Raw genomic sequence first — 24,981 nt, 5'->3', positions numbered from 1 at the left:
GAGTGAGGGAGTGGGGGAGTGAGGGAGTGGGGGAGTGAGGGAGTGAGGGAGTGGGGGAGTAGGGAATAGGGAGTAGTTATAGGATTGCTATACCTTTTGCCTTACTCTCATCAACCCGATTTTTAAATATACAGGATTTACGCAGGTGAACCCAGAAACCCGGTTTCTCATAGATGTTTGCTGTCAGAAACAATGATTTACCCTAGAAACCGGGTTTCGCATGGGTCAGTCCTGATATATATAGGACTTACCGATGAGGTAGGAAAAACAGGGGTTTGAGATTATTTCCCTTCGGTCGTATCGGACGAAAATACGTTGCAGTTGCGTAAGTCCTGATATATAAATAAGTATAGACAAAAAATCTGATTTTGAACTTTAAATGTGATTATTTTTTTTTACTAAAAAACCCCATTCTTATTCTACTTCTGAATGAGGTATTTTCAAAATATTTTTATCTTTTGATAGCGATCGCTAATAATAAATCGGGACTTAAGCAGATGAACCCAGAAACCCGGTTTCTCATAGACATCTATTGCTCAAAACAACCATTTCTCCTAAAAACCGGGTTCCTCCCGTGTAAGTCCTATAGATTTAATTATTTTTATATGTACTTCTCATGCTTAAAATCTACTGTAACGGATCGAATTTATAACTTAAAACTTCTATTAATGTGCCTTCTGGGGGTAAATCACCTTTGGTAATAAAAATTGTATCCTGATTTACAACTTTGACTGGAGTTCCCTCCATCACAGAAAGAAAATCTTCTAAAGGAACAATATCACAACTTTCATCAGCAGCTTCAGTTTTGTAGTGAGTCGGAATTATAATTCTCGGTTTTAGCACTTCCAAAACCTGTTTTGCTTCTAAAGGAGTGTAAGCTTTTGGGCCACCACCTACAGGAATTAATAGGACATCTGGACGGACCATTAAAATTTTCTCTTCTATACCAATAGAACTAGCTAATGCTCCTAAGTGTAAAATCTTAATATCGGCCTGTTGCCATAACCAAGCAACATTAGTACCAAATCTACGTCCACCTTCTCTATCTTTTATGGTGCGGATACCTTGAATTTGGCTACCATTAACCTGATAAACTCCAGATTCATATAATAATATTGGTCCGGGATTACCTGTAAAACCTTCTACCGCTCCTTCATCAAATAATCTACTACTAATCAATATTAAATCTGTATCTACTTTTGGTTCTCGATATCCGGTAGTACAACCTATTTGACGAAAAGGATTTACTAATACTTTAGTACCTCCACCTTCAAATAAAAAGCAAGTATGTCCTAACCATTTAATAGTTAAAGATTCTTCTGTTTGTGCATAAGAAGGGTGAATTTTAGAGATTAAACCTATTCCAGTTACAGCTAATAAACTTGTCTGTAGATAATGTATAAATTTTCGTCGTTTCATCTTAATTTATTTGACTATAAGTTTGACGCTATAACAATATAGAATAATTTGTCAAAAAAAATGTAGGAATTTGGTTTCCAAATCCCATCTTGAGTTTTGGTTTGGTTTCCAAATTCCTGACAATAAAATATTATAACAATAAGTGATGAATTAAGAATTACATCTTTTCCAAATCAGGAGATTGTTGATGTTAATTTATCTTCAGATTCTACAGATACTAAAAATAGTAATAATCAAATTTACTGGGGAGCGTTTTAATCAGTTATCAGTTATCAATGAAATCTTTAGTTTATCGTTTTACAAAATATTTCTGGCAAATGAAATACAAGGTAAATATGCAATAATGGATAATTGATAATTACCTCTCCCTAAAAACAGATAGGATTGAATAACAGGAAAAAATTTATTTTTTTACTTTTGAAAGGGTCGGCTTTAAACCTGAGTTATTTAATTATTTAATTATTAATTCTTTGGTAAAAATCTCATAGGGCATCTTGCCTGCGATTGGTTATACTTCAATAAAAATGGAACCCCCTGTATCAAAAAAATAAAGTAATAATTTAACTTCAAAGCTCTACCAAAAAATTTCTCAACAATAACTTTCCAGAATTAGTTAAAATACTTTCGGGATGAAATTGTACCCCCTGAATATGAGGATAATTTCTATGTCTAATACCCATAATAGTTCCATCCTCAACCCATCCAGTAATTTCTAATACTTGAGGAAAACTTTCCTTCTCAATCACTAAACTATGGTATCTAGTTGCAATGATTGGATTATCTAATCCTTGAAAAATTCCTACTTGATTATGATAAATCTCTGAAGTTTTACCGTGCATTAATTCTGAAGCAGCCACAATTTTTCCACCAAATACTTGACCAATACTTTGATGACCAAGACACACTCCTAAGATAGGTAAATTATCACCTAATTCTTGAATTAATGCTTGAGAAATTCCGGCATTTTCTGGACGACCAGGACCTGGAGAAATCACAACTCCATCAGGTTTTAACTCCCTAATTTCTGCTATAGAAATTTTATCATTCCGGTAAACTTTAACATTAGCTGCAACTTTTAATTCTGCACCCAACTCACCTAAATATTGTACTAGGTTGTAGGTAAAACTATCGTAATTATCAATAACTATAATCAACTTATCTTACTCCTTTATTCCCTAATTAACCACAAATAATATCTTCAGTCTCCAGGTAAGCATTCAGCTATCAGCTTTTCAACGAAGATTAGCTGATTATCTTGATTATTTATACTTGACTTCTTGAAAACTCATTCCTCCTCAAAAGATGAGTTAATAACTAATAGCTAACGGCTATTTGCCCAGCATTCCGCAGGAAATGCTTACGTCTCTAGCCTTAACCGAAGGTACTAATAATGGATAATTGAAATCATACCATCTTTTAGTGTTTTATATTTACAATTCTATAGCAATCCTATTTGATTCGTGTCAAAAATTTAGTTACTTTTAGGGAATAGGAAAAGGTGGGTGTTTCGGAGCTTCTTTCTAGTTTTTGAATTGTGACAACCTATTGGGAATTGCTATAGTAAAAGTAATATTTGTTATGAAAATCAAATATTTTCTAGTCAAGGATAACAAAGAATTTAATTGTTAACTGCCAAGAGCAGAAATAACTAGATATAATAAAGGAGGTAAAATCAAATAACTAGCAACAAGTAATGCCACTATTGCTGAAACCAAAACCGCTCCAGCCGCACAATCTTTAGCAATTTTTGCTAATTCATGGTAATGCTGTTTAACAGTTAAATCTACCAGGGACTCAATGGCAGTATTCAATAATTCCATAGCCAATACTAATCCAATTGTTAACAGAATCACAACAGTTTCTATTGGTTGTAACTTCAATAAAATACTTAAACTAATAGCAAGAGTACCTATAAAAGTATGAATCCGAAAATTACGTTGAGTTTGGAAAGTATAAGACAATCCTGCCCAGGCATATTTGAAACTATTAAAAATATTATTTGCTACTTTCCAAGATAATTCCCTATTCAATTTTAATGTCTGTTGAGAATTATTTGGTTTCAAAGTAGCAGAATTTTTTGGTTGATGTAAGAAAGGAACTTGATCGTAGGAGATTGATGACTCATTGAGTTTCATAAACTATCCGCCTCAGTTTAATTTTTTATGCAAGACTCATAAATAATGGATAATTGATATATGAATAATTATTCATGATTTATGAACTTAATCAATTGTCTATAATGACTTCTTCTTCTATAGTAATTCCCACAGCATGAAGTAAAAATAACTGTTGTTTGACCATCTCTTGCCAACTTTCTTCATCAGGGTGATCCCATCCCAAAAGATGTAAAAAGCCATGAACAGCTAGCCAAGCTAATTCTGTGGTTAATGGATGCCCCTGTTTGATGGCTTGCTGAGATGCTGTCTCAATAGAAATTACTATATCACCTAGGTATAGTTGTAAATCAGAATCTATTTCTGGTTGAGGACAATCTATTTCTAGAGTAGGAAAGGCCAAAACATCTGTTGGCTGATTTTGGTAACGATATTGATTGTTCAGGGTTTTGATTTCTGAGTCATCTGTCAGACGTAGACTAATTTCGTAGTTTTGACACAGCGGAATCTCTGGTTGTATAATTTCTAGCCATTTCTGGAACCAATATTCCCAAGTCTGCAAAGATATGGGACAATTTCTGTCCCTATGATCTGGAAGTTTTAATTTTTCTACTTCTAATAGAGAGGACGACCAAAAACAATCCTGAATGTTTACTATCAAATACAACCGTAAATTCTCCTTTCCGTTGTAAAATAGAGTTTTAATTATTAAAATAATTGAGTCTAAAACTCTGCTTTTTTAGGGGGAACGTTTTTGGAGCGAGGCTTAAATCCCCATTACAAAAACAACTTTTGATTTCTGACTTTGTTAACGGGTTAGGTAGGCAAGAGCAACTAAGATACTTATTAGTGTAATAGCTGTTAAGGCAAAATGTTTGATAGATGTACCACCTTTTCTCACCATATTTCTCATGGCTAGTTTGACATAACTGGGTTTTGGTTCGGTTTTAGAAATATTGGTTTCTGTCTGTTTTGGTTCAGAGTTTTCCGCTGATGAAGATAAATTACTCATAAAAATTAGTGGGTTAAAGTTTTCCAGCAGTCATTATTTTTCCAAGATGACCTGGAAATTAATACTACTATAACAATAAGATTAAGTTTTGTATAGTTCACCAATTTTAGTTTCAAATTTGGTGTAACTTCTATGGCTGAATTTAGTATAATTTTAATTGTAGAAAATAACTAGAAAAATAAACTATGAAAATTGATATTGATATAATGACTCGCTATTTACATAGAATGCGGAACCAACCAGGGTGGGAATCTCTGAATGAAGTTGCTACATCTTTAAATATGGATAGAGCTACATCTAGGCGCTACACAAAAACAGCAGAAGAATGGGAATTAATTGAGCGTCAACAATTAGAAAATCAACCCACTCAAATTCAGGCAACTCAGAAATTAATGAAATTAGAACCTGGAGAAGTTAGAAAAATTGTACAGGCAAATTGTCAAGAATTTTAGGTTTATAGGTTAAATTTAACTTTGAAATATGGAACTTGAAAATTTCAAAACAGAAGTGGAATATTTCAACTATCTGTTATATAATTCTCTCTTGCTTCTCAGTAAAGTCTTTATAGATAAAGGTAAGTGCCTTTTTCGGTCTGGACAAATTACCTAGTTTTCAGTTATTAATGCACGGTTCCCGAAAAATAAAAAAGTTACCATTTTAGGAGTTGAGAAAAAAAATACTTTCCGGCTCTTTTACTTCTCCGCTCTCCTACTCCTTAAAAAAGAATTTTTCAACAAACCCTATTTATTCAGAACATTACAAATTAATTGACCTGCGCCATTAGGTGTAAATTTAATAATATTGCCATTTTTTTGAATTTTTTGTCGAGTACGACAATTATAAATTTCTAATGGCTTTTTCACACCATTAATACTTACTTCCGCTCGATATTCCCAATAGTTTTTAGCACTACGTTTAATGCTAAAAATACAAATTTTATTACCGTTGTAGTTACGACAAAAAGATGCTGCTGCGGGAGGCGCAACAGCAAATAAAAACATTAATAAAGCAACTGAAAAAATAATGTATTTCAAAGTTGAGAAAATTATTAGTTGTATTTGAATAGAGTGGGAAACATCACTCCATTTCCCACCCTTGACTAATTATAATAGGACTTACCCACGCGAAACCCGGTTTCTAGGATAAATCGTTGTTTTGAGCAGTAATAATCTACCCTCGTACCGGGTTTCTGGGTTCATCTGCGTAAGTCCTGTCTAACCCAAAATCAAATTCTCAGCGGCTAACGCTGGCGCACCTTCTAATGTTGCAAACTGACCGCCACTACCGAAACCAGGAACAGTACCATCAACGTTATAGTACAAATTACCACTTGTACCATCGTAAACAATAAATGCTTCTGATGTAGCAGCATCACTTTCACTGGAGACAACAGCAAAACTAGCTTGCATATTCTCTGTTGTATCAAAAGCGGTGAAAGTCACAGCATCGAGTTCGATTAAATCTTCTGCTTCATTAAAGTCAGTTATAGAATCAACACCTAATGTACTTGTATCGAATACCAGATCGGTATCGAAAACAAATAAATCCGTACCCGCTCCACCTGTCAGGGTATCATCTCCTTGTTCCCCATTGAGAATATCTGCTCCTTCTCCTCCAGTCAGAATATCGTCACCTTTTCCACCACGGAAAGAATCGTTTCCTGCACCACCATTGAGAGAATCATCACCTTGAAAACCGTGTAATAAATCGTTCCCCAAATTACCATTAAGGACATCATCTCCTTCCAGTCCGTAGATATTGTCCCCATTATTACCTCCATCAATACTATCATCTCCTGTGGTACCGATTGTATTTTCACCCAAGAGATTTCCACCCCGGATTTGAAATATCTCACGAGTTCCTTCTGCATTTTGAACAAATAAAACAGGTTCCCCTCGTTGATTTCCAGGAACGTCAGCAAAAGTACCAGATATATTGGTAATTGCACTTTCAGGGGTAAATGCAGCATCTAGACGAACTGGCAGATTAGACTCTGCTTGTGTCCCTTCATCATTACTCTCTACTTGACTGGCTTCTAGGTTATGATTAGTATGTGTGCTATCGCTAGCGGCATCCTCTCCTCCATGTCCGTGGTGTCCTCCTCCAAGGTAAGTCCAAATCTTGACTTGCTCATCACCTTCTGCCAACTGTTCCGTATCAACAGCCAATGTAGTAATATTAGCATTATTACCTTGAACAGTAGTACCAAAAGCCTCTTCACGGAGATAAAAATCTTCAGTAGGAGGATTATCATCTTCTGGTTCAGGTCGCTGGAGTACATAACCAGAGGTAATCTCAATCTCCCCGGTGTAATTTTCTCCATAGGGACTAATAGGCTCATCTAACGCTGCTACATGACTTGCCTGAATGTCTTCACCTGCTGCAATCTTGTTCTCAATATCAATACCGCTCAAAATCGTTAACTTACCATGATTAGCAATATAGATATCCTCAAAGTTATCTCCAGCAGCATCTCCCACAGTTACATTGAGATTATTCTCTAAACCATCTATATCAGAGATTAATCCATCAACAACTATACTGGTAAGCAGCCCAAAATTTTCACCATCATAAATCTCAATCAATACCCCATTTTCTGTAACTATACCCGTAACGATGTCAGCAAAACCATTGCCAGTAATATCCCCAGTAGCAACAGAAGCTTTTTCCCCTGCAATACCATTTACTCCTTGGAAAGGATTAAATTCAACAATTTGTAAGCTAGTATCATTACCATCAACATCTGTTATCCCCTGTGCTTGCAGATTAAATAATGACCTACCATCAAATACTCTAACTGTATGCTCCCCTTCAATTTCCATCGCCACAACATCTGTGGTATTATCGCTAACATTATTGCCTGCAAACGGTAGCAAAAAGTTGACATCATTAATATCAATATCTACCCCACCTGTAAAATCGGAACCAAAAGGTCTCAAATTCAAACTAGGTCTTGTGACACCGCTACCCCGGAGTAGTTCTATACTTGTACCATTAGCATCTCCCTCTTCATTGCTTAACCCTAACCAAGTATCATCTGTATTCAGAATCACCCGCACAACTGCCATCATACCAGCATCTTCGTGGAACAGAATATGACAATGGTTAACAAAACTACCGTCATAGTCATTGAACTCCATATACATTCTGACTAGGGAAGCGTTACCAGCAACTTCTGCTACACCATAAGGGTTAGTTTCTGTGACTGTACCCTCCTGATGACTCGGAGGTAGAGCAATAGTATCACCCTCTATATATGGTAGATAGGTATTATCTAAATCTGCCAGTCGCTGACCGTTGATATCTAAAACTGTAAAAGGATTTTGGTGAATGTGGAATGGATGCCATTCTAAAAGGGGAATATCTGGAACCCCTTCAGGAAAGTTGTTTTCGTTGAAACCAGAGATGTTAAATACATTCCATATTTCTGCTGTACCTAACATTGGCATCGCTAGTGGAGTCTCATTCTCTCCAGCAAAATACCCACCATTAATTTTGTAAGTTCCCTCGAATGTCTTTACTTCTAAGTCATCAGGATTATTACCTTCAGCGATCGCTCCACCAATATTTGCACTCCAAATATATGTACGTTCTCGGTCAACACCAACACCATTCTCTGCTGCATTTATTCTATCTATCACTGCATTAACTGTTTCTGTGAGGCTATCATAAGCTTCTGGAATCGGAGCCGCAGCAGTTTCTGCACCCGTCACATCAAAAGTCATCAAAACCTGGGGTCCCCAAGTATAGTGACCGTCATCAAATCCCTGAGCTTCCTGACCTTCTGCCAATTTATTGGTCATTGTCTGAATTAACTCTGGACTATCTTCACCAACAATTTCTGGCGTACCATTAGATAACAAATAATATGTACCAGGTTCTGTAAAAGAATGATCTATAGTGATCCGTTGTCCTGGTTGGAAAATTGGTGAGTCTTCCAAAGTTCTACGAATTTCTTCTGTCGCGCGACCAGGGAAAGAGTCACCATCAAGACCGACATAAGTCATATCTTGGAGTTCGAGAATTATTTCCCCATCAGGACCGATTTCTTCTTTATATAACTGAAGAATATGGTGAGAATTAACATCTGCATTCAAAAGTGAAAATGTTTGTAACTCACCTGTTTTTAACTCAAGTGTCGGGTTATATTGACCATTAATAGTATGAATAACGTTTTCTGCTGGTGCCTGCAAAACACCACCGCCATATTCAAATAAATTTGGATTATTTGTACCATCTTCATTTCTACCCAAAGGTTGTTCGGGGTCATAGAGAAGTGGTTTAGCATTATAACCTATAAATACAGCATCCGATAGTTCATAAATCGGCAAACCATTATCTGTCAATCCTTCAATTTGTATAGGTGTACCCGCAGGCAAAGAAATATCAGGATTTTGGTTGAGGGGGTCGTCTGGTGAACCTGGTCTATCTACTTGCTGAAGACCAAAAGTATTAAGGCTCATCAAATAGAAATTTTCCGAAGCTGGATTCCATTTATCTAGGTCTGGTTCATCAAATCTAGGGTTAACTTGCAGCATACCTACTAACCCTGCTGCTAGTTGAGTATTGGTGTATCCATGAAAATGAGGGTGATACCAACTGAGACCAGCAGTTTGGTCTATAGGAATCTGAATATCATATTCAAAGGTTTCTCCAGAATCTAGTAAATGTAGAACATTATCACCATGACCGAGAGGAGATGTATGATAACCGTGGGTATGTAGGTTAGATGATACATTTGCTGTAGTATTTCCTGCTTCCTCTACCTTTGTTAAATTATTTGTCAGAGTAAGTTGTAACTTGTCCCCTGGTTCACCCACTAAAGTTGGCCCTGGAATCATTGGCTCAGAAATTGTACCATCAGGAAAAGTACCCTGATAGCCTCTAAGTAGTTCATAAGGGGTGAAGCTAGGTAGAAGTTCTCCATTTTCATCGAAAACAGGTAGTCCGTCATCAGGGTTAAGACGAGGCAACCAATCAACTAATCCATCTCCTGACTTCAGAATCCCTAAACCTGATATCTCTAATTCATCTATCTCTTCCATTGAGAGTTGTACATCTAATATCTCATCTGGACCCCAGCTCGAAAAGTAATCTCCACCGCTTCCTTCTGGATTGTTTTGCCACTGTTCAATAGGGTTCTTAAAAGGAACTACTATATCTGGGTGAGGCAATACGTCTAGATAACCATTTGGATCAAAACCTTGACTCCATAATTCAAAGTTTTCTTGACCAATAATTTTTGCGTCTCTTAGTGCAACGTCAGCCATAATTAATAATTTCTATTCCGTAAAATTCATACAATTAAGTGGAACATTTAACCTACTCAAAGTTCACCAAAAGTAGTCAACTTTGAATCTGTATGGATCGCCGATTAAAGTGATAGTAGATAAGTTGCAAAGCTCGAATCATTATATTCCGAGCGCCGTTCCAATCCGTTAGTAATCCTATCAGGACTTAGGCAAAGCAACCTGGTTTTTAGAATAAATCGTTGTTTTTAACAATAAATATTGAGGAAAAACAACCCGGTTTCTGGGTTCACTTGCGTAAGTTATGCCTATTTTAAATTGTAATATTTTATCTAACGTTTGGTCTCCAAACCAAGCTTCATAATGGGATGTGGAAACCAAATCCATACAGTTTTTTCAACTCATTTAGGATTACTTATAGTATAGACGTTTGTTGTCAAAAACAATGATTAATTTATTTTAAAACCAGTTTTTTTGGGTAAGTCTTGATTTACGAATAACTAATATATGCTAACTCAAAAAGCTACAATAAGCTATATAACATTTATAAAAAAAATATTAAACTTCTCTTTGGAAATAAAAAAAGATAAATAACTAATGATAGTTTAGATTTAGATAGGAAACAATTTTCTAGGGCAAAGCTAATAAAAGTTAGTAGATCGAGCGGCGAAAAGTAGATTAATATGGACTAGGACTTACGCACGCCCAAGCAATAAAGGGAGTTTATTGCCCTAATTATTGTTTTGCTGTTCAGATAGGGAAATTTCCTGGTTCGATGGGGTTTCTGTGTAAGTCATAAGGACAATAAATTAGTTTGTCCACATTATCTTAAATTAAATATAGTAACGATTATCTACTCACTCAATATCAGAAGGTGATGATGGAGGACAAGGCTAATTTGATCGCAGCCCTTAAACACAAGACAAAAATTAAAGATAACTAGAGCAAGCAACTAAAACTATGGCATACAAAAACGCGGTATTGGACGACCAAGCACTTCAAGAAGGCTTAAATAGCATAAATCCTAAATTTGGGGACTTTTGTACTCGTGTAGCAGGAGAAGCATGGGGTTTACCCATAATAGACCAAAAAACCAAAGCTCTAATCACAGTAGCAATAGATGTGGTTAATCAAGATCATGTTGGTCCAGGAAACCCATTTGGCGCTCATGTGAAAATGGCAATGTCTCAAGGAGCTACTTTGGAAGAAATAGAGGAACTGCTAGTATTCACCTGTGTTTATGCCGGATTTAATAAAGCAGCAGGTTGCTTCGGCGCTCTCGGAGAATTAAAAGAGGAATTAAACGAATTATTCCCACCAAAGTAATTACCAGCATTTTTGACAATTTCCATGAGGGAGAATTATTAAACTGTGCTAGCATGGTTCTGGTTGAAGCACTGAAGTTAGATTCTAAAGCTTCAAAAATCTTTACTTTGGTCACTTCAGCAGAACCAGAGATCGACTCCTTAAATATCTGAAAAACAACAAAGGCAGTAAACTATGGTATCAACTCCAATCAAAAAAGGAGAAATTGCCGACTATTCAAGTCGCGACCAGGAAGCACAAGTGGCTTTTTATGTTCTCCTGTGGAAAAGAAAAGGAATAACCCTGGAACTATTTGATGACTATTGGAGAGATGTTCACGGACCAGTTTGTGCCCGTCTACCAGGTCAGTACCAATATTGGCAATTTCATGTTGCCCATAATGATGGGGGAGTATGGCCTAGTATTGGAGATTTAGTAGATGCTTCTACTCCAGAAGAAAACTTTGATGGTATTGCTGAATTAACCTTCAAAACAGTAGAAGACCGGGAAACATGGTTCAAAGCGGCAACTATTTTGATGGATGATGAGCATAACATCTTTAGCAAAGCCATAGGTTATAATACCACACCTGGTAACTCTATCACTTTCAAAGATGGAATTGCCAATGGTTCTCCTAATGGTTCTCAAGGATTAGAAAAGTACCACTGCATGATTAGGAAAGCGGATGGAGTAAGTGTGGAAGAGTTTCGGGTATACTATAAAGAAAGGTTTGCACCAGCTCTAGCCAAAATGCCTCAAGTATTGAAACTACGATTACATCTATTTGAAGAAGTAGATAACACTAGGCCGGATGCAGGTGGAGTATCCCACTCTGAAGCACCAGAACTCAACTATCAAGCTGCTATGGAAATAGCTTTCTGGAATCGCTTAGACCTAGAACAACTTTTTATATCTCAAGAATATCAAGAGTTGATAAGCGAACACAGTAAGTACGTCAAAGAAATAAGACCATTTCCAGAAAGAACTGCTTACACATTTGTCTATGATGGTAAAATGACATTGGCAGGTCAACGAAGCTCAACAGTAGCACAGTTGATTATGGATATTGGAGCTGCTAATCAATTGCAAAATGATGTAGCAGAACTAATGTTGACTAATCAGTTGACTGATTGATTTGGGACTAATGCACCCCCAACAAGAAACCAGGTTTATCACCTTAATTTTTCTTATTTAAACTACAAAATTTTTGACAAACCCGGTTTTTGTGTAAGTTCTGTAACTTTTAATTTCAAATAGGTAACAAAACAACTAACTAATAGGAGTATTATGGCGCGTACAAGTTACTACAAAGATTTAACAGCAGATTACTCTAGAGCTGTTCCAGCAAGTGCTGATGTTGCAAAAGAGATGATTGCTCTAGCAGAAAAAATCTGTGCTATGAAAGAAGCAACATTACCAGAAATTGGTCCTGACTACACATTAGAACAAATAGAAAAAGAAAATAAAGAGTGGTGGCCAAGTCATTGCGAAGCTTTGAGACAAGGACGTGGTGATATTTTAACTGATGAATATCGCGAAGATTTAGTTTATTTTTGCCAAGATGGACCTTACCGGGGTTTAGAACAACAAAAAGAACGGGAACAGCATTGGTGGGCGTTGATTTCTCAACCAGGTGTTATTATGTGCTGGCCAATCGTGATGTTCTATGGAGAGCATACATATTTTGAATGGAAGAGTGTAGACTTAGAAACTAACGAAACCATTGCTAAAGGTAATGTGACTTGGGTACGTCGCGGTCACCGAGGTGGTTGCTACTTGAAAACTGAACAATTAACGTTCTACCGGGATGTATTTGCTAATGAATCATTATTGAAATTGATTACTACATAAAGCTAAATAGTTAGATACTCAAATTTAAGGAAAGCCAACTGTTTCAGCTAATGTAGTAGTTTGTCTAGCTTGAAAAAACCTAACCCCCCAACCCCCTTCCCTGCTAGCGTTGGGGAAGTATATTTCCCCTCTCCTTGTAGGAGAGGGGTTAGGGGAGAGGTATTTATTAACCTCCTTTCTATTCCCCTCCCCTGCCCTTTTTTGAAAGCTATCCATTACCCACATAATTATTTACAATTTTGAAAGCCTTATTGGTTAATGGTTTCGAGATTTAAAAAACAGCAGATGGCTTGACTTTTATGAGCATCTATGCTGCCTACCTGATACCGCCATTTCCCAGTTCTCCTGATACCTAATCCCTGCTCTTTGAGAAATGTTAAGAAAGATGTGGGTAAAGCATAGCTTTGAAAGGCAGATTTGTCAGAGGGAGCATATCTCCCCTCTCCTTGTAGGAGAGGGGTTGGGGGAGAGGTATTTATTATTTAGATTCATTTTTTAAGTTATACTCAAGAAAATCAGGATTCAAAAAAAACAATGGCAACAAAAGGTAAAATTGGCGTTTTAATTGAAGATCATTTCGATTCGACAGAATATCGTAAATTTAATGAATTTTTTCCGACAAAAGGCTACGAAGTAGAATACATCACTCACTTGTGGGGACAACCAGAATTACACTTTGGTTCTAACCCAGAAAATAACGTTGTTGAAGAACAAGTTACAGTCACTACAGAAGTAAATGACGTTAAACCTGAAGACTATAAAGGTATCATCTGTATTGGTGCTTATGCAACCGATAGATTGCGTTATCAGGTAAACCCCAAGAAAGGTGAAAAAAATCAAGCACCAGCAGTAGTATTTTTGCGCAATGCTGTTAATACAGAGAACGTAAAATTAGGTGCAATTTGTCATAGTTTATGGCTATTTTGTGCAGACAATGAAATGATTAAAGATAAAAAAGTAACTTGCGCTCATAATATCATTTGTGATGTAGAAAATGCTGGAGCAGATGTCATCTTTGATGGAGACCAAACAGCAGATTTAGTTATTGATGGTAACTTAATCACTGCAAAGCACCCTGGTGTCACAGATGAATTTATGGAAAAATTTGTCGAAGCTATCGAGTCTAATGGATAATGGATAATTAGAGATAGTTTTCATTATCCATTATAGTTTTAACCAAAGCAGGACTTACGCACACCAAACCCAGAAACCCGGTTGATCGTAAATGTTTATAATAGGACTTACGCAAAGGGACTATATATAGCTTATCGGTGCGTTAACGTCAGTGTAACGCACCCTAATAATAGGGTTCATGGGTAAGTGTCGGTCTAGTGCGTTAGCGGTAGCGCAACGCACCCATACACGATATCATATATAGTGTCTTTGCGTAAGTTCTGTTATAGCAATCGCCATATTTATAAAGTACTATGATCCCCCTAAATCCCCCTTTGTAAGGGGGAGTCTTCAAAGTCCCCCTGACAAAGGGGGGCAAGGATATAAAAGTACCTCACTTGTCAACATAGTTTAAACATAATCAAAACATGACTATCCCAGTAGAGTTTACCTTCTCCGATCTAATCGCAGGGTACGTTACTAAATTCGACTCAACCACAGATATTTTTGGCATCAAAACAACCGATGGTAGAGAATTTCAAGCTAAGTTAACTCCTACCAGTTATGCTAAAATTATCCAAAACTTAGACGAAGCATATCCAGATGCTACAGGTTCTATGCGCTCCATGTTGCAACCTGGTCGTTATCTATTCACTTATGGGGTATTTTACCCAGATAGTCCCATATTTGAAGCCAAACAAATAGTATTTGTCGGTGCTAAAGCAGATAGTTACAAATTTGAAAAACAAAACTGGTGGGTAGATCAAGTTCGGTCTCTAGCTAATTTTTATGTCAAAGCTCAATTTGGCAACGAAGAAATCGACTACCGTAACTACCGCACCACCTTAAGTCTTTCTGGAGCAAAATCACAGGTAAACTTCCGTCAAGAAACTGACACTATCTCCCGGATGGTTTATGGAATGGCAACAGCATACATGATGACTGGGGAAGAAGTTTTCTTAGAAGCAGCAGAAAAAGGTACTGACTATCTACGAGACCACATGAGGTTTGTAGACTTAGACGAAGGTATCGTTTATTGGTATCACGGTATTGATGTGCAAGGGGAACGGGAACAGAAAATTTTTACTTCAGAATTTGGCGATGACTATGATGCTATTCCCGCTTACGAACAAATTTATGCTCTCGCAGGTCCTTTGCAAACTTATCGCCTCAATGGGGATCCTCGGATCATAGATGATACCGAGAAAACAATTAAGTTGTTTAATGACTTTTTCTTAGATAAAACTGAACGGGGTGGTTATTATTCCCACCTCGATCCTATTACTCTGGATCCTTTAAGTGAGTCATTAGGTCGGAATAAAGGAACTAAAAACTGGAACTCAGTGGGAGACCATGCACCAGCATATCTAATTAATCTTTGGTTAGCAACCGAAAAACCAGAATATGCAGATATGCTCGAATACACTTTTGATACTATTGAAAAGCGTTTCCCTGATTATGAAAACTGCCCATTTGTTAACGAAAAATTCTTTGAAGACTGGAGTCCAGACCAGACCTGGGGATGGCAGCAAAACCGAGCAGTAGTTGGTCACAACATGAAAATTGCTTGGAACTTGATGCGGATGAATAGTCTCAAATCTAAGGATACTTATGTTGATTTAGCGAAGAAAATTGCTGAAGTGATGCCAGCAGTGGGTAGTGACCAACAACGAGGTGGTTGGTATGATGTGGTGGAAAGAGCATTAGGAGAAGGTGAAAAGACTCACCGTTTTGTTTGGCATGATCGCAAAGCTTGGTGGCAGCAAGAACAGTCTATTCTAGCTTATTATATTCTAGCAGGAACACTCAAAGAAGAAGAATATCATCGGTTAGCACGAGAAGCTGCTGCTTTTTATAACGCTTGGTTCTTAGATACAGAAGATGGTGGGGTTTATTTCAATGTTCTTGCTAATGGTATTCCTTTCTTGGCAAGTGGTAATGAACGGGGTAAAGGTTCCCACTCTATGAGTGGTTATCACTCGACAGAGTTATGTTATTTGGCTGCGGTTTATACTAATTTGTTGGTGACTAAGCAACCAATGGATTTCTACTTTAAACCTATTCCTGGTGGTTTCCCTGATAATATTTTGCGAGTGTCGCCGGATATTTTGCCTCCTGGTAGCATAAAAATTGGTTCTGTAGAAATTGATGGTAAACCCTACAGTGATTTTGATGCGGATAAACTTTTTGTGAAGTTGCCTGAGACTAAGGAGCGGGTGACAGTTAAGGTCAATATTGTACCTAACTAAAACCAGAAACAGTATGGGTGAAACCTAACCCCCCAACCCCCTTCCCTGCAAGAGAAGGGGGAGGAATTTTTCCCCTCTCCTTAACCAGAAGGTGAAACCTAACCCCCCAACCCCCTTGTCGGCAAGAGAAGGGGGAGGAATTTTTCCCCTCTCCTTGCAGGAGAGGGGTTAGGGGAGAGGTTTTAAGTACATTAGTTAAGTAGAGTGCGGAATGCACCGATAATATATGGGTAGGTGGTGTGTTACATTTCATTAAGACACCCTATTGAATTAACATATACTGTGTTGGGTTTCGTACCTCAACCCAACCTACGTTGAAAAAATGTAATCATTCAGGTACCTTATTGAATTAACATATACTGTGTTGGGTTTCGTGCCTCAACCTAACCTACATCTAAAACATCCAAGTATTATTACACTAAATCAAATGGCAATCGAAATTAATATTAGAACAGAAGAAGAAATTAAAGTAGTAGAACTAATTGGAGACATTGATGCTAATACAGCACCTAATGTTCAAAAACAAGTTGTACCTCTAGCGGAACCCGGTAGCAAAATCCTGATGGATATGACCAATGTGCCATATATGTCTAGTGCTGGGTTACGAATGTTACTATCATTATATCGACAAACAGAAACTCAAGAAGGAAAAGTTGTATTGGTAGGACTTTCTGAAGAGCTTCAAGATACTATGTCTGTGACTGGGTTTCTAGACTTTTTCATAACTGTGGAAAAAGTTGATGAAGGAATCGAAAAACTCAAGGAATAAATAATGGATAATTAATAATGCAGGACTTACACGGGAGGAACCCGGTTTCTACAGTAAATCATTGTTTTTCCACACATAAACATCTACAAAAAACCGGGTTGATAGGTTTGTCTGCGTTAGTCCTGTTCATTAAAGTCGTGCCCGTACTCAACCGTATACTAACAAAAATAAATGTTACAAGACCGTATTGATATTCATCCTACCCATAGTCACGGTGACTTTAAATTCCGTAGGGGAAACCCTTTTCCATTTGGTGCAACGATGATGTCAGGGGGAGTAAATTTTTCCATATTTTCTTCCCACGCTACATCCTGTACGTTAGTCTTATTTGAAAAAGGCGCTCCCCAACCAATGGCAGAAATTCCTTTTCCTGAAGAATTTCGGATAGGAAATGTCTATTCTATGATTGTATTCAACCTCGATGTTGAAAATATTGAATATGGTTATCGCATGGATGGACCAAATAATTTCCATGACGGTCAATGGTTCGACCAAAGTAAAATTCTCATGGATCCTTATGCTAAGATTATTGGGGGTCGCGATGTTTGGGGAAAAACACCAAACTGGGATGATATTTATCAACATCGGGCGAGAATTGCTTTTGATGATTTTGACTGGGAAAATGACCGCCCTCTAGAGATTCCCCCACAAGATCAGATTATTTATGAAATGCACGTTCGCAGTTTTACTGCTCATCCTTCTTCTGGTGTCAAACATCCAGGAACATTTGCTGGCATTCGGGAAAAAATTCCTTACCTCAAAGAATTGGGTATTAATGCTATTGAGTTAATGCCTGTTTATGAATTTGATGAGTTTGAAAATTCTCGTCCTAGCCCGATTACAGGGGAGATGCTCTACAATTATTGGGGTTATAGTACGGTCGGTTTTTTTGCTCCTAAAGCTGGATATGCTGCTACAGGTAAGTTGGGGATGCAGATAGATGAGTTAAAAGCTCTAGTTAAGGAACTGCATAAGAATGGCATTGAAGTCATTTTAGATGTTGTGTTTAACCACACGGCGGAAGGAAATGAAAACGGTCCGACAATTTCTTTTAGGGGTATTGACAATAAGACATATTATATGTTAACACCCGAAGGTTATTATTTTAATTTTAGTGGTTGTGGTAATACTCTTAATTGTAATAACCCAATTGTCAGAAATGTGGTATTAGATTGTTTGCGTTATTGGGCGAGTGAATATCATATTGATGGTTTCCGGTTTGATTTGGCTTCAATTCTGGGACGGGATCCTTGGGGCGCACCATTAGCAAATCCTCCACTATTAGAAACTTTGGCTTTTGACCCAATTTTAGCTAACTGTAAGTTGATTGCAGAAGCTTGGGATGCTGGTGGTTTATATCAGGTGGGTTCTTTTCCCGCTTTTGGACGTTGGGCAGAATGGAATGGTAAATATCGGGATTCTATTCGCAGGTTTATTAAGGGTGATTGTGCTGTAGGGGAAATGGCACAACGGATACAAGGTTCTCCAGACCTCTATGCTGGGCAAGGTCGCGCTCCAGCAACATCTATTAATTTTATTACCGCCCATGACGGTTTCACTTTAGCAGATATGGTGTCTTACAATGGTAAGCATAATGAAGCTAATGGTGAAAATAATAATGATGGTGCTAATGATAACGAAAGTTGGAACTGTGGGGCAGAAGGTTGGACTGATGACCCAGGAATAAATGCTTTGCGTAGTCGTCAGATGCGAAATGCGATCGCAATTATGATGGTGAGTCAAGGTGTTCCGATGTTATTGATGGGTGATGAAATAGGGCGGAGTAAAAATGGTAATAATAATACTTATTGCCACGACTCCGAATTAAATTGGCTAAATTGGGAATTTCTGGAAACAAATGCCAACTTATTCAAGTTTGTGAAGAATTGTATTGCATTTCGGAAAGCACACCCAGTATTGAGAAATCGTTACCATTTCCGCAATCAAGATTATGCGGGTAGTGGAAATTTAGACATTACTTGGCATGGTACTCAGGTTTGGAATGCTGACTGGTCTTCTCATTCTCGGACTTTGGCTTTTATGCTTTGTGGTAAACACGCAAGAGAAGCAACAGAGGTAGATAATGATATTTATGTGGCAATGAATATGCACTGGGATACTCTCTGGTTTGATATTCCTGGTTTATCAGATGGGAAAAAGTGGCACGTTTTTGCTAATACTGCTTGTGCTTCCCCAGAAGATGCTTGGGAACCAGGAAGCGAACCTGTTTTGGAAAATCAACATGGGTTATTCCTGGGCGATCGCTCTGTAGTTATTCTGGTAAGTAAATAGGGAGTAGGGACGTTTCATGCAACGTCCGTACAGATTCGTAGGGATGCCCTTATGCAACGTCCCTACAGAGTCAGGATGAATGGGAGTTATAGACAGGACTAAAGCCACGCGAACCCAGAAACCGGGTACGAGGGTGGATATTTATTGTCAAAAACAATGATTTACTGTAGAAACCGGGTTCCTCCCGTGTAAGTCCTGATAGAGGAATTAGTTGGAAGAATAGTCTCTTAATTTTTCTACTCTTGTGTGAGCTTTCTGATGCTAATTTTTTTAACCTAAAAACTGATATTATATTATAAAGAGGACAAAAATTTCACTCCCCAGTGAAATTTCTACAAAATCATAAAAAGATCAACAACAAAGGAAAAATTATGGCTTTTACAGCAACCCTAGAAACAATCAAAGATAATATTGCGAAAATAACATTATCTGGAGAATTAGATGGAGCTACAGCTCCTGATTTTAAAACCAAAGTAGAGGAAGCAGCAGCTACAAGTCCAAAAAGACTGGTTTTGATGATGCAAGAACTAGAATTTATGGCAAGTGCAGGTCTACGGGTATTGATTTTTGCTAAACAAAAAATGGGAACAGGGGTTGACATTTATATGGTAGGCGTTCAAGAAACAGTAAAGGAAACTATTACTAAAACTGGTTTCGACCAGAGTATTTATTTGCTGGATGAGTATGATGCAGCTCAAATAGAAGCGTAATTATTACAATATTGAACTGTAAGAGTTTGGTCTGCAAACCCTGAGCTTTGGAGTATATAAATTTCGTCGTTGGTGAATTGAAGTATGAATGGGCGATTGTTTGGTTTTGATCAAGCCCCCCCCGCATCCCCAATTTTACTAGAATTTCATAGTTTTGCCCCTCAACTTTGGGGAAATCGGGGGGCAAAATCATACCCATAATCAGCAACGGCTAAATTTCAAATAATTTAGGACTAAAGCCATGAACGCTACTGGTAGGGTGTGTTTTGCGTTCCGCAAAGCTCCGCTTTATATGTCGGCTCAAGCGCTGAAACGCTACGCGATATGTAAACCGTACAACGCACAACGCACCAGGACTCTATATATATATATAGTGCCTCCCGTGTAAGTCCTGTAATTTTATAGAAAATTATCTATTTTTATAGAAAATTGTAGGTTTCTCAAGACTTACGAAAAAACGAAATTATAGACTATCTGTAGGGGTGAATGGCATTCCCCCATACTCGCTATAGCGGTACTGCGTAAGTCCAGTTTCTAATAATGGCAGAAGCACTTAATGATGTTAAACGAAGAAATTAACCATAAAAAATCATCTTATGTAGTTGTATTAAAAACTTCTGATAAAGGGAGGGGGTCTTTGCTAATAGAGATTTTGATGCTAACGATATTGTCATAGTAGGGAAGCCCATAGGCAAAATGCCAGAGAGAACTTGGCAAACTCTGCAAATTGACATAGATGCTCATGTGAGGCTAGATGAACCTTTTGAGTTGGTTAATCATTCCTGTGAGCCAAATTGTGGGATTAAGTCAAATAGGTTTAATGGATATAATTTGGTGGCAATGAAACCAATTGCGAAAGGAGAAGAAATAACTTTTGATTATTGTATGTCTGAATGGATTTCAGTCGCTGTTCCTAATTGTAATTGTCAAAGCCATCTCTGTAGAGGTTCCATTAAGGGAGGGAAATTTTTGTCTGATGACCTTTTAGAGAAATATCAAGGCTTTTTAGCCTCTTATTACCAAAAGCTGCTATGTAATAAAATTGATAAAGGTTGACCAACGGTTGAGATGCTCTAAAATTACCTAGCTATAGAGGTATTGAACTGTCAGAATTAATTAGGACTTACGCAGAACAACGTGTTTCTGTCCGATACGAGCGTCAGGGTTTCGCTCCGCGACATGAATGGGTCGCAGTCCGTAAGGATAGTAGTCTCAAACGTCGAAATTGTGTTACTCATGGGTAAGTCCTGTTAAGATCAAGCGTGTAGGAACTTTACAAATTATGAGATTAACACGAATTAGGCAAAATGTGAAGCTATACAACAATTGTATGTATGTATGGGGCAAATGCCATTTGTCCCATACTAGGTATTATGGTTATGCGTAATATAAAATCCGGTTGAATACTCGTTATATAGTTTTGGGAGATGGGGAGATGGGGAGATGGGAAGATGGGGAGTGGAAAGTGTAGATAAAATTATGAACATATACACTTGTAGCCGGATTCTATATAAGTCATAATTAAAAGAGGAAAGATTATTGACATACAATAATCTTTCCGTCTATCTCCTGAGATGGTTTCTATATTATTCAGGACTTACGCATAATCGCTGAGTTTTGGTCATTTGAGATTGCTTCGCTCCTTCCTCGCAATGACAGAAATAGGTTGCGCGTGCGTAAGTCCTATTATTAACAGACTAAGAGTATTATTAGAAATGGCAACTACAGAAGAAAAACTCCGGGAAGAACTAAACTTGCTAAAGCAGGAAATGGCCAAAGTCACAAAAGAACTAGCAGCCTTCGTAGTAGCTCAAAAAGTATTAACTGAAGTAACAACAAAATGCACTGCTAGGCCAGGAGGAGTAATTAGAGGAGCATTACAAAAAACTTTAGATGTTTGTGCTGATGTCACTGCTACCGAAAAGGGAAGTCTATTTTTACTAGACCCTGTATCTGGGAAAATTGTAGATGCTATTCTCACTCGCACGGAAGTAACCCCCGAACAACGCGCTCAACTAATTGGTAGTGTTTTAGACCAAGGGTTAGCAGGTTGGGTATGTCGTAACCGTCAAATAGGATTAATTACGGATACTGAACAGGATGATCGCTGGTTAACTTTACCTAATCAACCTTATATAGTTCGTTCCGCATTAGGTGTGCCTATTATTAATAATCAAGATGTCCTTGGTATTATTACTTTATTGCACTCTGAACCTAATCATTTTACTGAGAGAATGGCAGAGTCAATGGAAGCAACTGCAGAACACATAGGGTTAGTTCTAGAAAATGCCAGACTTTATGGAAAACTAGATACTTATTCTAAAGCTCTTGACCATGAATTAGAAAAGGGTAGACAAATTCAAATAGATTTTCTTCCCTACGATATTCCTAAGTTGGATGAGTGGGAAATAGTTGCTTGTTTTCATCCAGCTAAACAAGTAGCAGGAGATTTTTATGATGCTTTTTCCCTTGGCAATGATCAAATAGGTTTAGTAATAGCAGATGTTTGTGATAAGGGAGTAGGTGCAGCGTTGTTTATGGCTTTATTCCGTAGCTTAATTCGCATCTTTTCTTCTCAGGAAAATCAACTACAAGAAACTGGAAGTTCAATTAATTTGGCTCACAATAAAGCTCTTCAAGCTGTTCGCCTGACTAATGACTACGTTGCCGAAAACCACTGGCAAATGAGTATGTTTGCTACATTATTTTTTGGGGTGCTAGACCCAAAAACAGGTTTACTTAGTTATGTGAATGGAGGCCATGAACCATTATTTATTCTTAATCAAGATGGTATAAAACAAACCCTAAACCCAACTGGACCTGCGGTGGGGATGATGCCAAATATGAAGTTTCAAATTAAGGAAGTTCAGTTAGAACCTGGAGAAATACTTATAGGTTATACTGATGGCGTAACGGAAGCCAAATGTCCTGAAGGAAAGTTATTTACAGACAAAAGGCTAAAAGAATTGGTGGAAAAACCTCCTGATTCTGCATTAGAATTGATGAAGCGCATTAAAAATAAATTGTTTGATTATATGGAGGATGCACCACAATTTGATGATATTACAATGTTAGCAGTTCGCAGAAATTAGCTAAAATTATTAGAAAATAGGGAGTAGGTTTATTGATGGATAATTGATAATTACCTCCAAGGAAAAAAATATTTTTTCCCTTGAAAGAGGAGGCTTTAAAATTGAATTATTTGATAAATAATTAGTGATTTTTGTGCAATAATTGATTTTACTTTTTATTAAAAACAAAACTAAAGAAAGGAGTATTTATGGAACTATTAATATTACCAGGAACACTAGATAATTTAGGAAAAGTTCGTAAATATATTAAATCAGCAGCAGCAGAAGCTGGTTTAGAAAAGAAAGCATCATATAAATTATGTTTAGCAGTAGATGAAATAGTAACAAATATTATTACTCATGGATATAATGAAGCTGGTTTATCAGGAGATATTCGCATACAAGCGGAAATAGATGAGGAAAGTCTAACTATTAATATTGAAGATACAGGTAAACATTACGATCCTACCGATCCAGATATTTTAGAAGAAGAAACTTTAACTACACAAAAAACCTTAGAAGAACGCTCGATCGGGAGATTAGGAATATTCTTGATTTATGAAAGTGTTGATAAATTTATCTATGAGAAATTAAATCCAGGAAATCGTAATATCCTAGTTGTGAATAAGACTACAAAATAATATAAATAATTGTGCTAAATCAAAACTACTTAAAACCAGGTGACTTACTACAAGTTGTTTCTCCTAGTGGTTGTTTACGAGAATTAGATGGTCTACAAAAAGGAATAGAAATTTGGCGATCGCATGGCTATAAAGTGGAACTTATTCCCAACTATGACAAACAATGGGGTTATTTAGCAGGTACAGATGAAAGTCGCTATAGTCAATTAGCAACAGCTATTAATAATGAAAATTGTCGTGGTCTTCTTTGCTCTCGGGGTGGTTATGGTGCTACTCGCTTGTTAGAAAACTGGCAATACCCAAATCATGACTCATCGTTCCCTCCTAAATGGTTGATTGGTTTTTCTGATATTACCGCTCTACTCTGGACTTTTAGCCAGATGGACTTTTTCTGCGTTCATGGTCCATTATTGGCCACATTATCTGCTGAACCAGAATGGTCCATTCAAAGACTATTTGATTTAGTGGAGGGTCGTCCCTTAGAACCTCTCAAAGGAAATGGTTGGGGTGGTGGCCAAGCAAAGGGCAGTTTAATGCCAGCCAACTTGACTGTAGCAAGTCATTTATTAGGTACTAAATATCAACCAGATTTGAGTGGGACAATTTTAGCTTTAGAAGATGTGAATGAACCTCCTTATTGTATTGACCGAATGTTGACCCAGTGGCGGATGGCTGGTGTTTTACAGCAGATTAAAGGTATTGCTCTAGGGAGGTTTAGTGACTGTTCCCCTGGACGAATGAATTTGACTGAGTTTACTGTGGAGGAAGTATTGCGCGATCGCTTGTCTGATTTGAATATTCCTATTGTCTCTGAACTTCCCTTTGGCCATGATGGTCCTAATGCTGCTTTACCTGTGGGAGTGGAAGCTAATCTTGATGGAGACCGAGGTATTCTGGAAATTATCGCCAATTAAGAAGTTTTTATATCAAACTGTGGAATGGGCATCTATCTTGCCCGTTCTTAATATTTTCGGGCGATGCTTAAGACCTCTCCCCCAACCCCTCTCCTGCGAGGAGAGGGGAGTCTTTCTCTCCCTTCCCTTGCAGAGAGAGGGGAGTCTTTCTCCCCCTTCTCTTGCAGAGAGAGGGGAGTCCTTCTCCCCCTTCTCTTTCAGTCTTTCTCCCCCTTCTCTTGCAGAGAGAGGGGAGTCCTTCTCCCCCTTCCCTTTCAGTCTTTCTCCCCCCT

The 24,981-nt window shown here is 37.6% G+C and carries 20 protein-coding genes and 1 pseudogene; 13 read left to right on the top strand and 8 right to left on the bottom strand.

The genetic code is table 11. The features are described 5' to 3' along the window. Positions 1–627 precede the first annotated feature (627 nt). From VKJ25_RS09760 to VKJ25_RS09740, 5 genes are all read right to left on the bottom strand, one after another. Positions 628–1,419, bottom strand: coding sequence for an MBL fold metallo-hydrolase (locus tag VKJ25_RS09760; RefSeq protein ID WP_324236437.1), 792 nt, complete (start codon positions 1,417–1,419; stop codon positions 628–630). Positions 1,420–1,985: 566 nt separating this feature from the next. After that, positions 1,986–2,573, bottom strand: coding sequence for an anthranilate synthase component II (locus VKJ25_RS09755; RefSeq protein ID WP_324236436.1), 588 nt, complete (start codon positions 2,571–2,573; stop codon positions 1,986–1,988). 471 nt (positions 2,574–3,044) lie between these two features. Continuing rightward, complete coding sequence (locus VKJ25_RS09750) at positions 3,045–3,554, bottom strand: diacylglycerol kinase family protein (protein ID WP_324236435.1); 510 nt, start codon at positions 3,552–3,554, stop codon at positions 3,045–3,047. Positions 3,555–3,645: 91 nt separating this feature from the next. Further along, positions 3,646–4,200 (bottom strand): rRNA maturation RNase YbeY, encoded by a 555-nt coding sequence (ybeY, locus tag VKJ25_RS09745; RefSeq protein ID WP_375340322.1) that lies wholly within the window; start codon positions 4,198–4,200, stop codon positions 3,646–3,648. Between the two features lie 141 nt (positions 4,201–4,341). After that, positions 4,342–4,545, bottom strand: a complete 204-nt coding sequence (locus tag VKJ25_RS09740; RefSeq protein ID WP_324236433.1) for a DUF3285 domain-containing protein — start codon at positions 4,543–4,545, stop codon at positions 4,342–4,344. A 185-nt stretch (positions 4,546–4,730) separates the two neighbouring features. On the opposite strand from VKJ25_RS09740, the gene VKJ25_RS09735 reads away from it, so the two are divergent. Continuing rightward, complete coding sequence (locus VKJ25_RS09735) at positions 4,731–4,997, top strand: transcriptional regulator (RefSeq protein ID WP_324236432.1); 267 nt, start codon at positions 4,731–4,733, stop codon at positions 4,995–4,997. A 288-nt stretch (positions 4,998–5,285) separates the two neighbouring features. Here VKJ25_RS09735 and VKJ25_RS09730 read toward each other — a convergent pair whose 3' ends face one another. Then, positions 5,286–5,579 (bottom strand): hypothetical protein, encoded by a 294-nt coding sequence (locus tag VKJ25_RS09730; protein ID WP_324236431.1) that lies wholly within the window; start codon positions 5,577–5,579, stop codon positions 5,286–5,288. 180 nt (positions 5,580–5,759) lie between these two features. Then, positions 5,760–9,815: a multicopper oxidase domain-containing protein gene (locus VKJ25_RS09725; RefSeq protein ID WP_324236430.1), complete on the bottom strand. Its 4,056-nt coding sequence runs from the start codon at positions 9,813–9,815 to the stop codon at positions 5,760–5,762. A gap of 939 nt (positions 9,816–10,754) precedes the next feature. Between VKJ25_RS09725 and VKJ25_RS09720 the strand changes: the two genes are divergently transcribed. From VKJ25_RS09720 to VKJ25_RS09665, 12 genes and pseudogenes are all read left to right on the top strand, one after another. Further along, complete coding sequence (locus VKJ25_RS09720) at positions 10,755–11,120, top strand: carboxymuconolactone decarboxylase family protein (protein ID WP_324236429.1); 366 nt, start codon at positions 10,755–10,757, stop codon at positions 11,118–11,120. A 174-nt stretch (positions 11,121–11,294) separates the two neighbouring features. After that, positions 11,295–12,233 (top strand): EthD domain-containing protein, encoded by a 939-nt coding sequence (locus VKJ25_RS09715; RefSeq protein WP_324236428.1) that lies wholly within the window; start codon positions 11,295–11,297, stop codon positions 12,231–12,233. Between the two features lie 153 nt (positions 12,234–12,386). Next, positions 12,387–12,950, top strand: a complete 564-nt coding sequence (locus VKJ25_RS09710; protein ID WP_324236427.1) for a hypothetical protein — start codon at positions 12,387–12,389, stop codon at positions 12,948–12,950. 534 nt (positions 12,951–13,484) lie between these two features. Next, positions 13,485–14,084: a DJ-1/PfpI family protein gene (locus tag VKJ25_RS09705; protein WP_324236426.1), complete on the top strand. Its 600-nt coding sequence runs from the start codon at positions 13,485–13,487 to the stop codon at positions 14,082–14,084. A 407-nt stretch (positions 14,085–14,491) separates the two neighbouring features. Next, complete coding sequence (locus VKJ25_RS09700) at positions 14,492–16,312, top strand: AGE family epimerase/isomerase (protein ID WP_324236425.1); 1,821 nt, start codon at positions 14,492–14,494, stop codon at positions 16,310–16,312. Positions 16,313–16,739: 427 nt separating this feature from the next. Next, on the top strand, positions 16,740–17,081 hold the full coding sequence (locus VKJ25_RS09695; protein WP_324236424.1) for an anti-sigma factor antagonist: 342 nt from the start codon (positions 16,740–16,742) through the stop codon (positions 17,079–17,081). Between the two features lie 171 nt (positions 17,082–17,252). After that, a complete protein-coding gene (gene glgX, locus VKJ25_RS09690) occupies positions 17,253–19,373 on the top strand; it encodes a glycogen debranching protein GlgX (protein ID WP_324236423.1) in 2,121 nt (706 codons plus the stop codon). 371 nt (positions 19,374–19,744) lie between these two features. Then, entirely contained in the window at positions 19,745–20,083 is a 339-nt protein-coding gene (locus tag VKJ25_RS09685) for an anti-sigma factor antagonist (RefSeq protein ID WP_324236422.1), read from the top strand. 642 nt (positions 20,084–20,725) lie between these two features. After that, positions 20,726–21,139: pseudogene (locus VKJ25_RS09680) on the top strand (SET domain-containing protein-lysine N-methyltransferase); the annotation flags it as partial. Positions 21,140–21,798: 659 nt separating this feature from the next. After that, the gene (locus tag VKJ25_RS09675) at positions 21,799–23,175 is read left to right on the top strand and encodes a PP2C family protein-serine/threonine phosphatase (RefSeq protein ID WP_324236421.1); all 1,377 of its coding nucleotides are present in this window, start codon (positions 21,799–21,801) and stop codon (positions 23,173–23,175) included. A 188-nt stretch (positions 23,176–23,363) separates the two neighbouring features. Continuing rightward, positions 23,364–23,795: an ATP-binding protein gene (locus VKJ25_RS09670; RefSeq protein WP_324236420.1), complete on the top strand. Its 432-nt coding sequence runs from the start codon at positions 23,364–23,366 to the stop codon at positions 23,793–23,795. Between the two features lie 11 nt (positions 23,796–23,806). Then, the gene (locus tag VKJ25_RS09665) at positions 23,807–24,709 is read left to right on the top strand and encodes a S66 peptidase family protein (RefSeq protein ID WP_324236419.1); all 903 of its coding nucleotides are present in this window, start codon (positions 23,807–23,809) and stop codon (positions 24,707–24,709) included. Between the two features lie 12 nt (positions 24,710–24,721). Here VKJ25_RS09665 and VKJ25_RS09660 read toward each other — a convergent pair. Further along, positions 24,722–24,981 (bottom strand): hypothetical protein (locus tag VKJ25_RS09660; protein ID WP_324236418.1); only part of this gene is annotated, 260 nt, incomplete at its 5' end.

It is taken from the genome of Okeania sp. (genome assembly GCF_035285525.1).
Lineage (GTDB): Bacteria > Cyanobacteriota > Cyanobacteriia > Cyanobacteriales > Microcoleaceae > Trichodesmium.
Note: the sequence above shows the minus strand (reverse complement) of the source record. Positions and strands in the feature narration are given on the sequence as shown.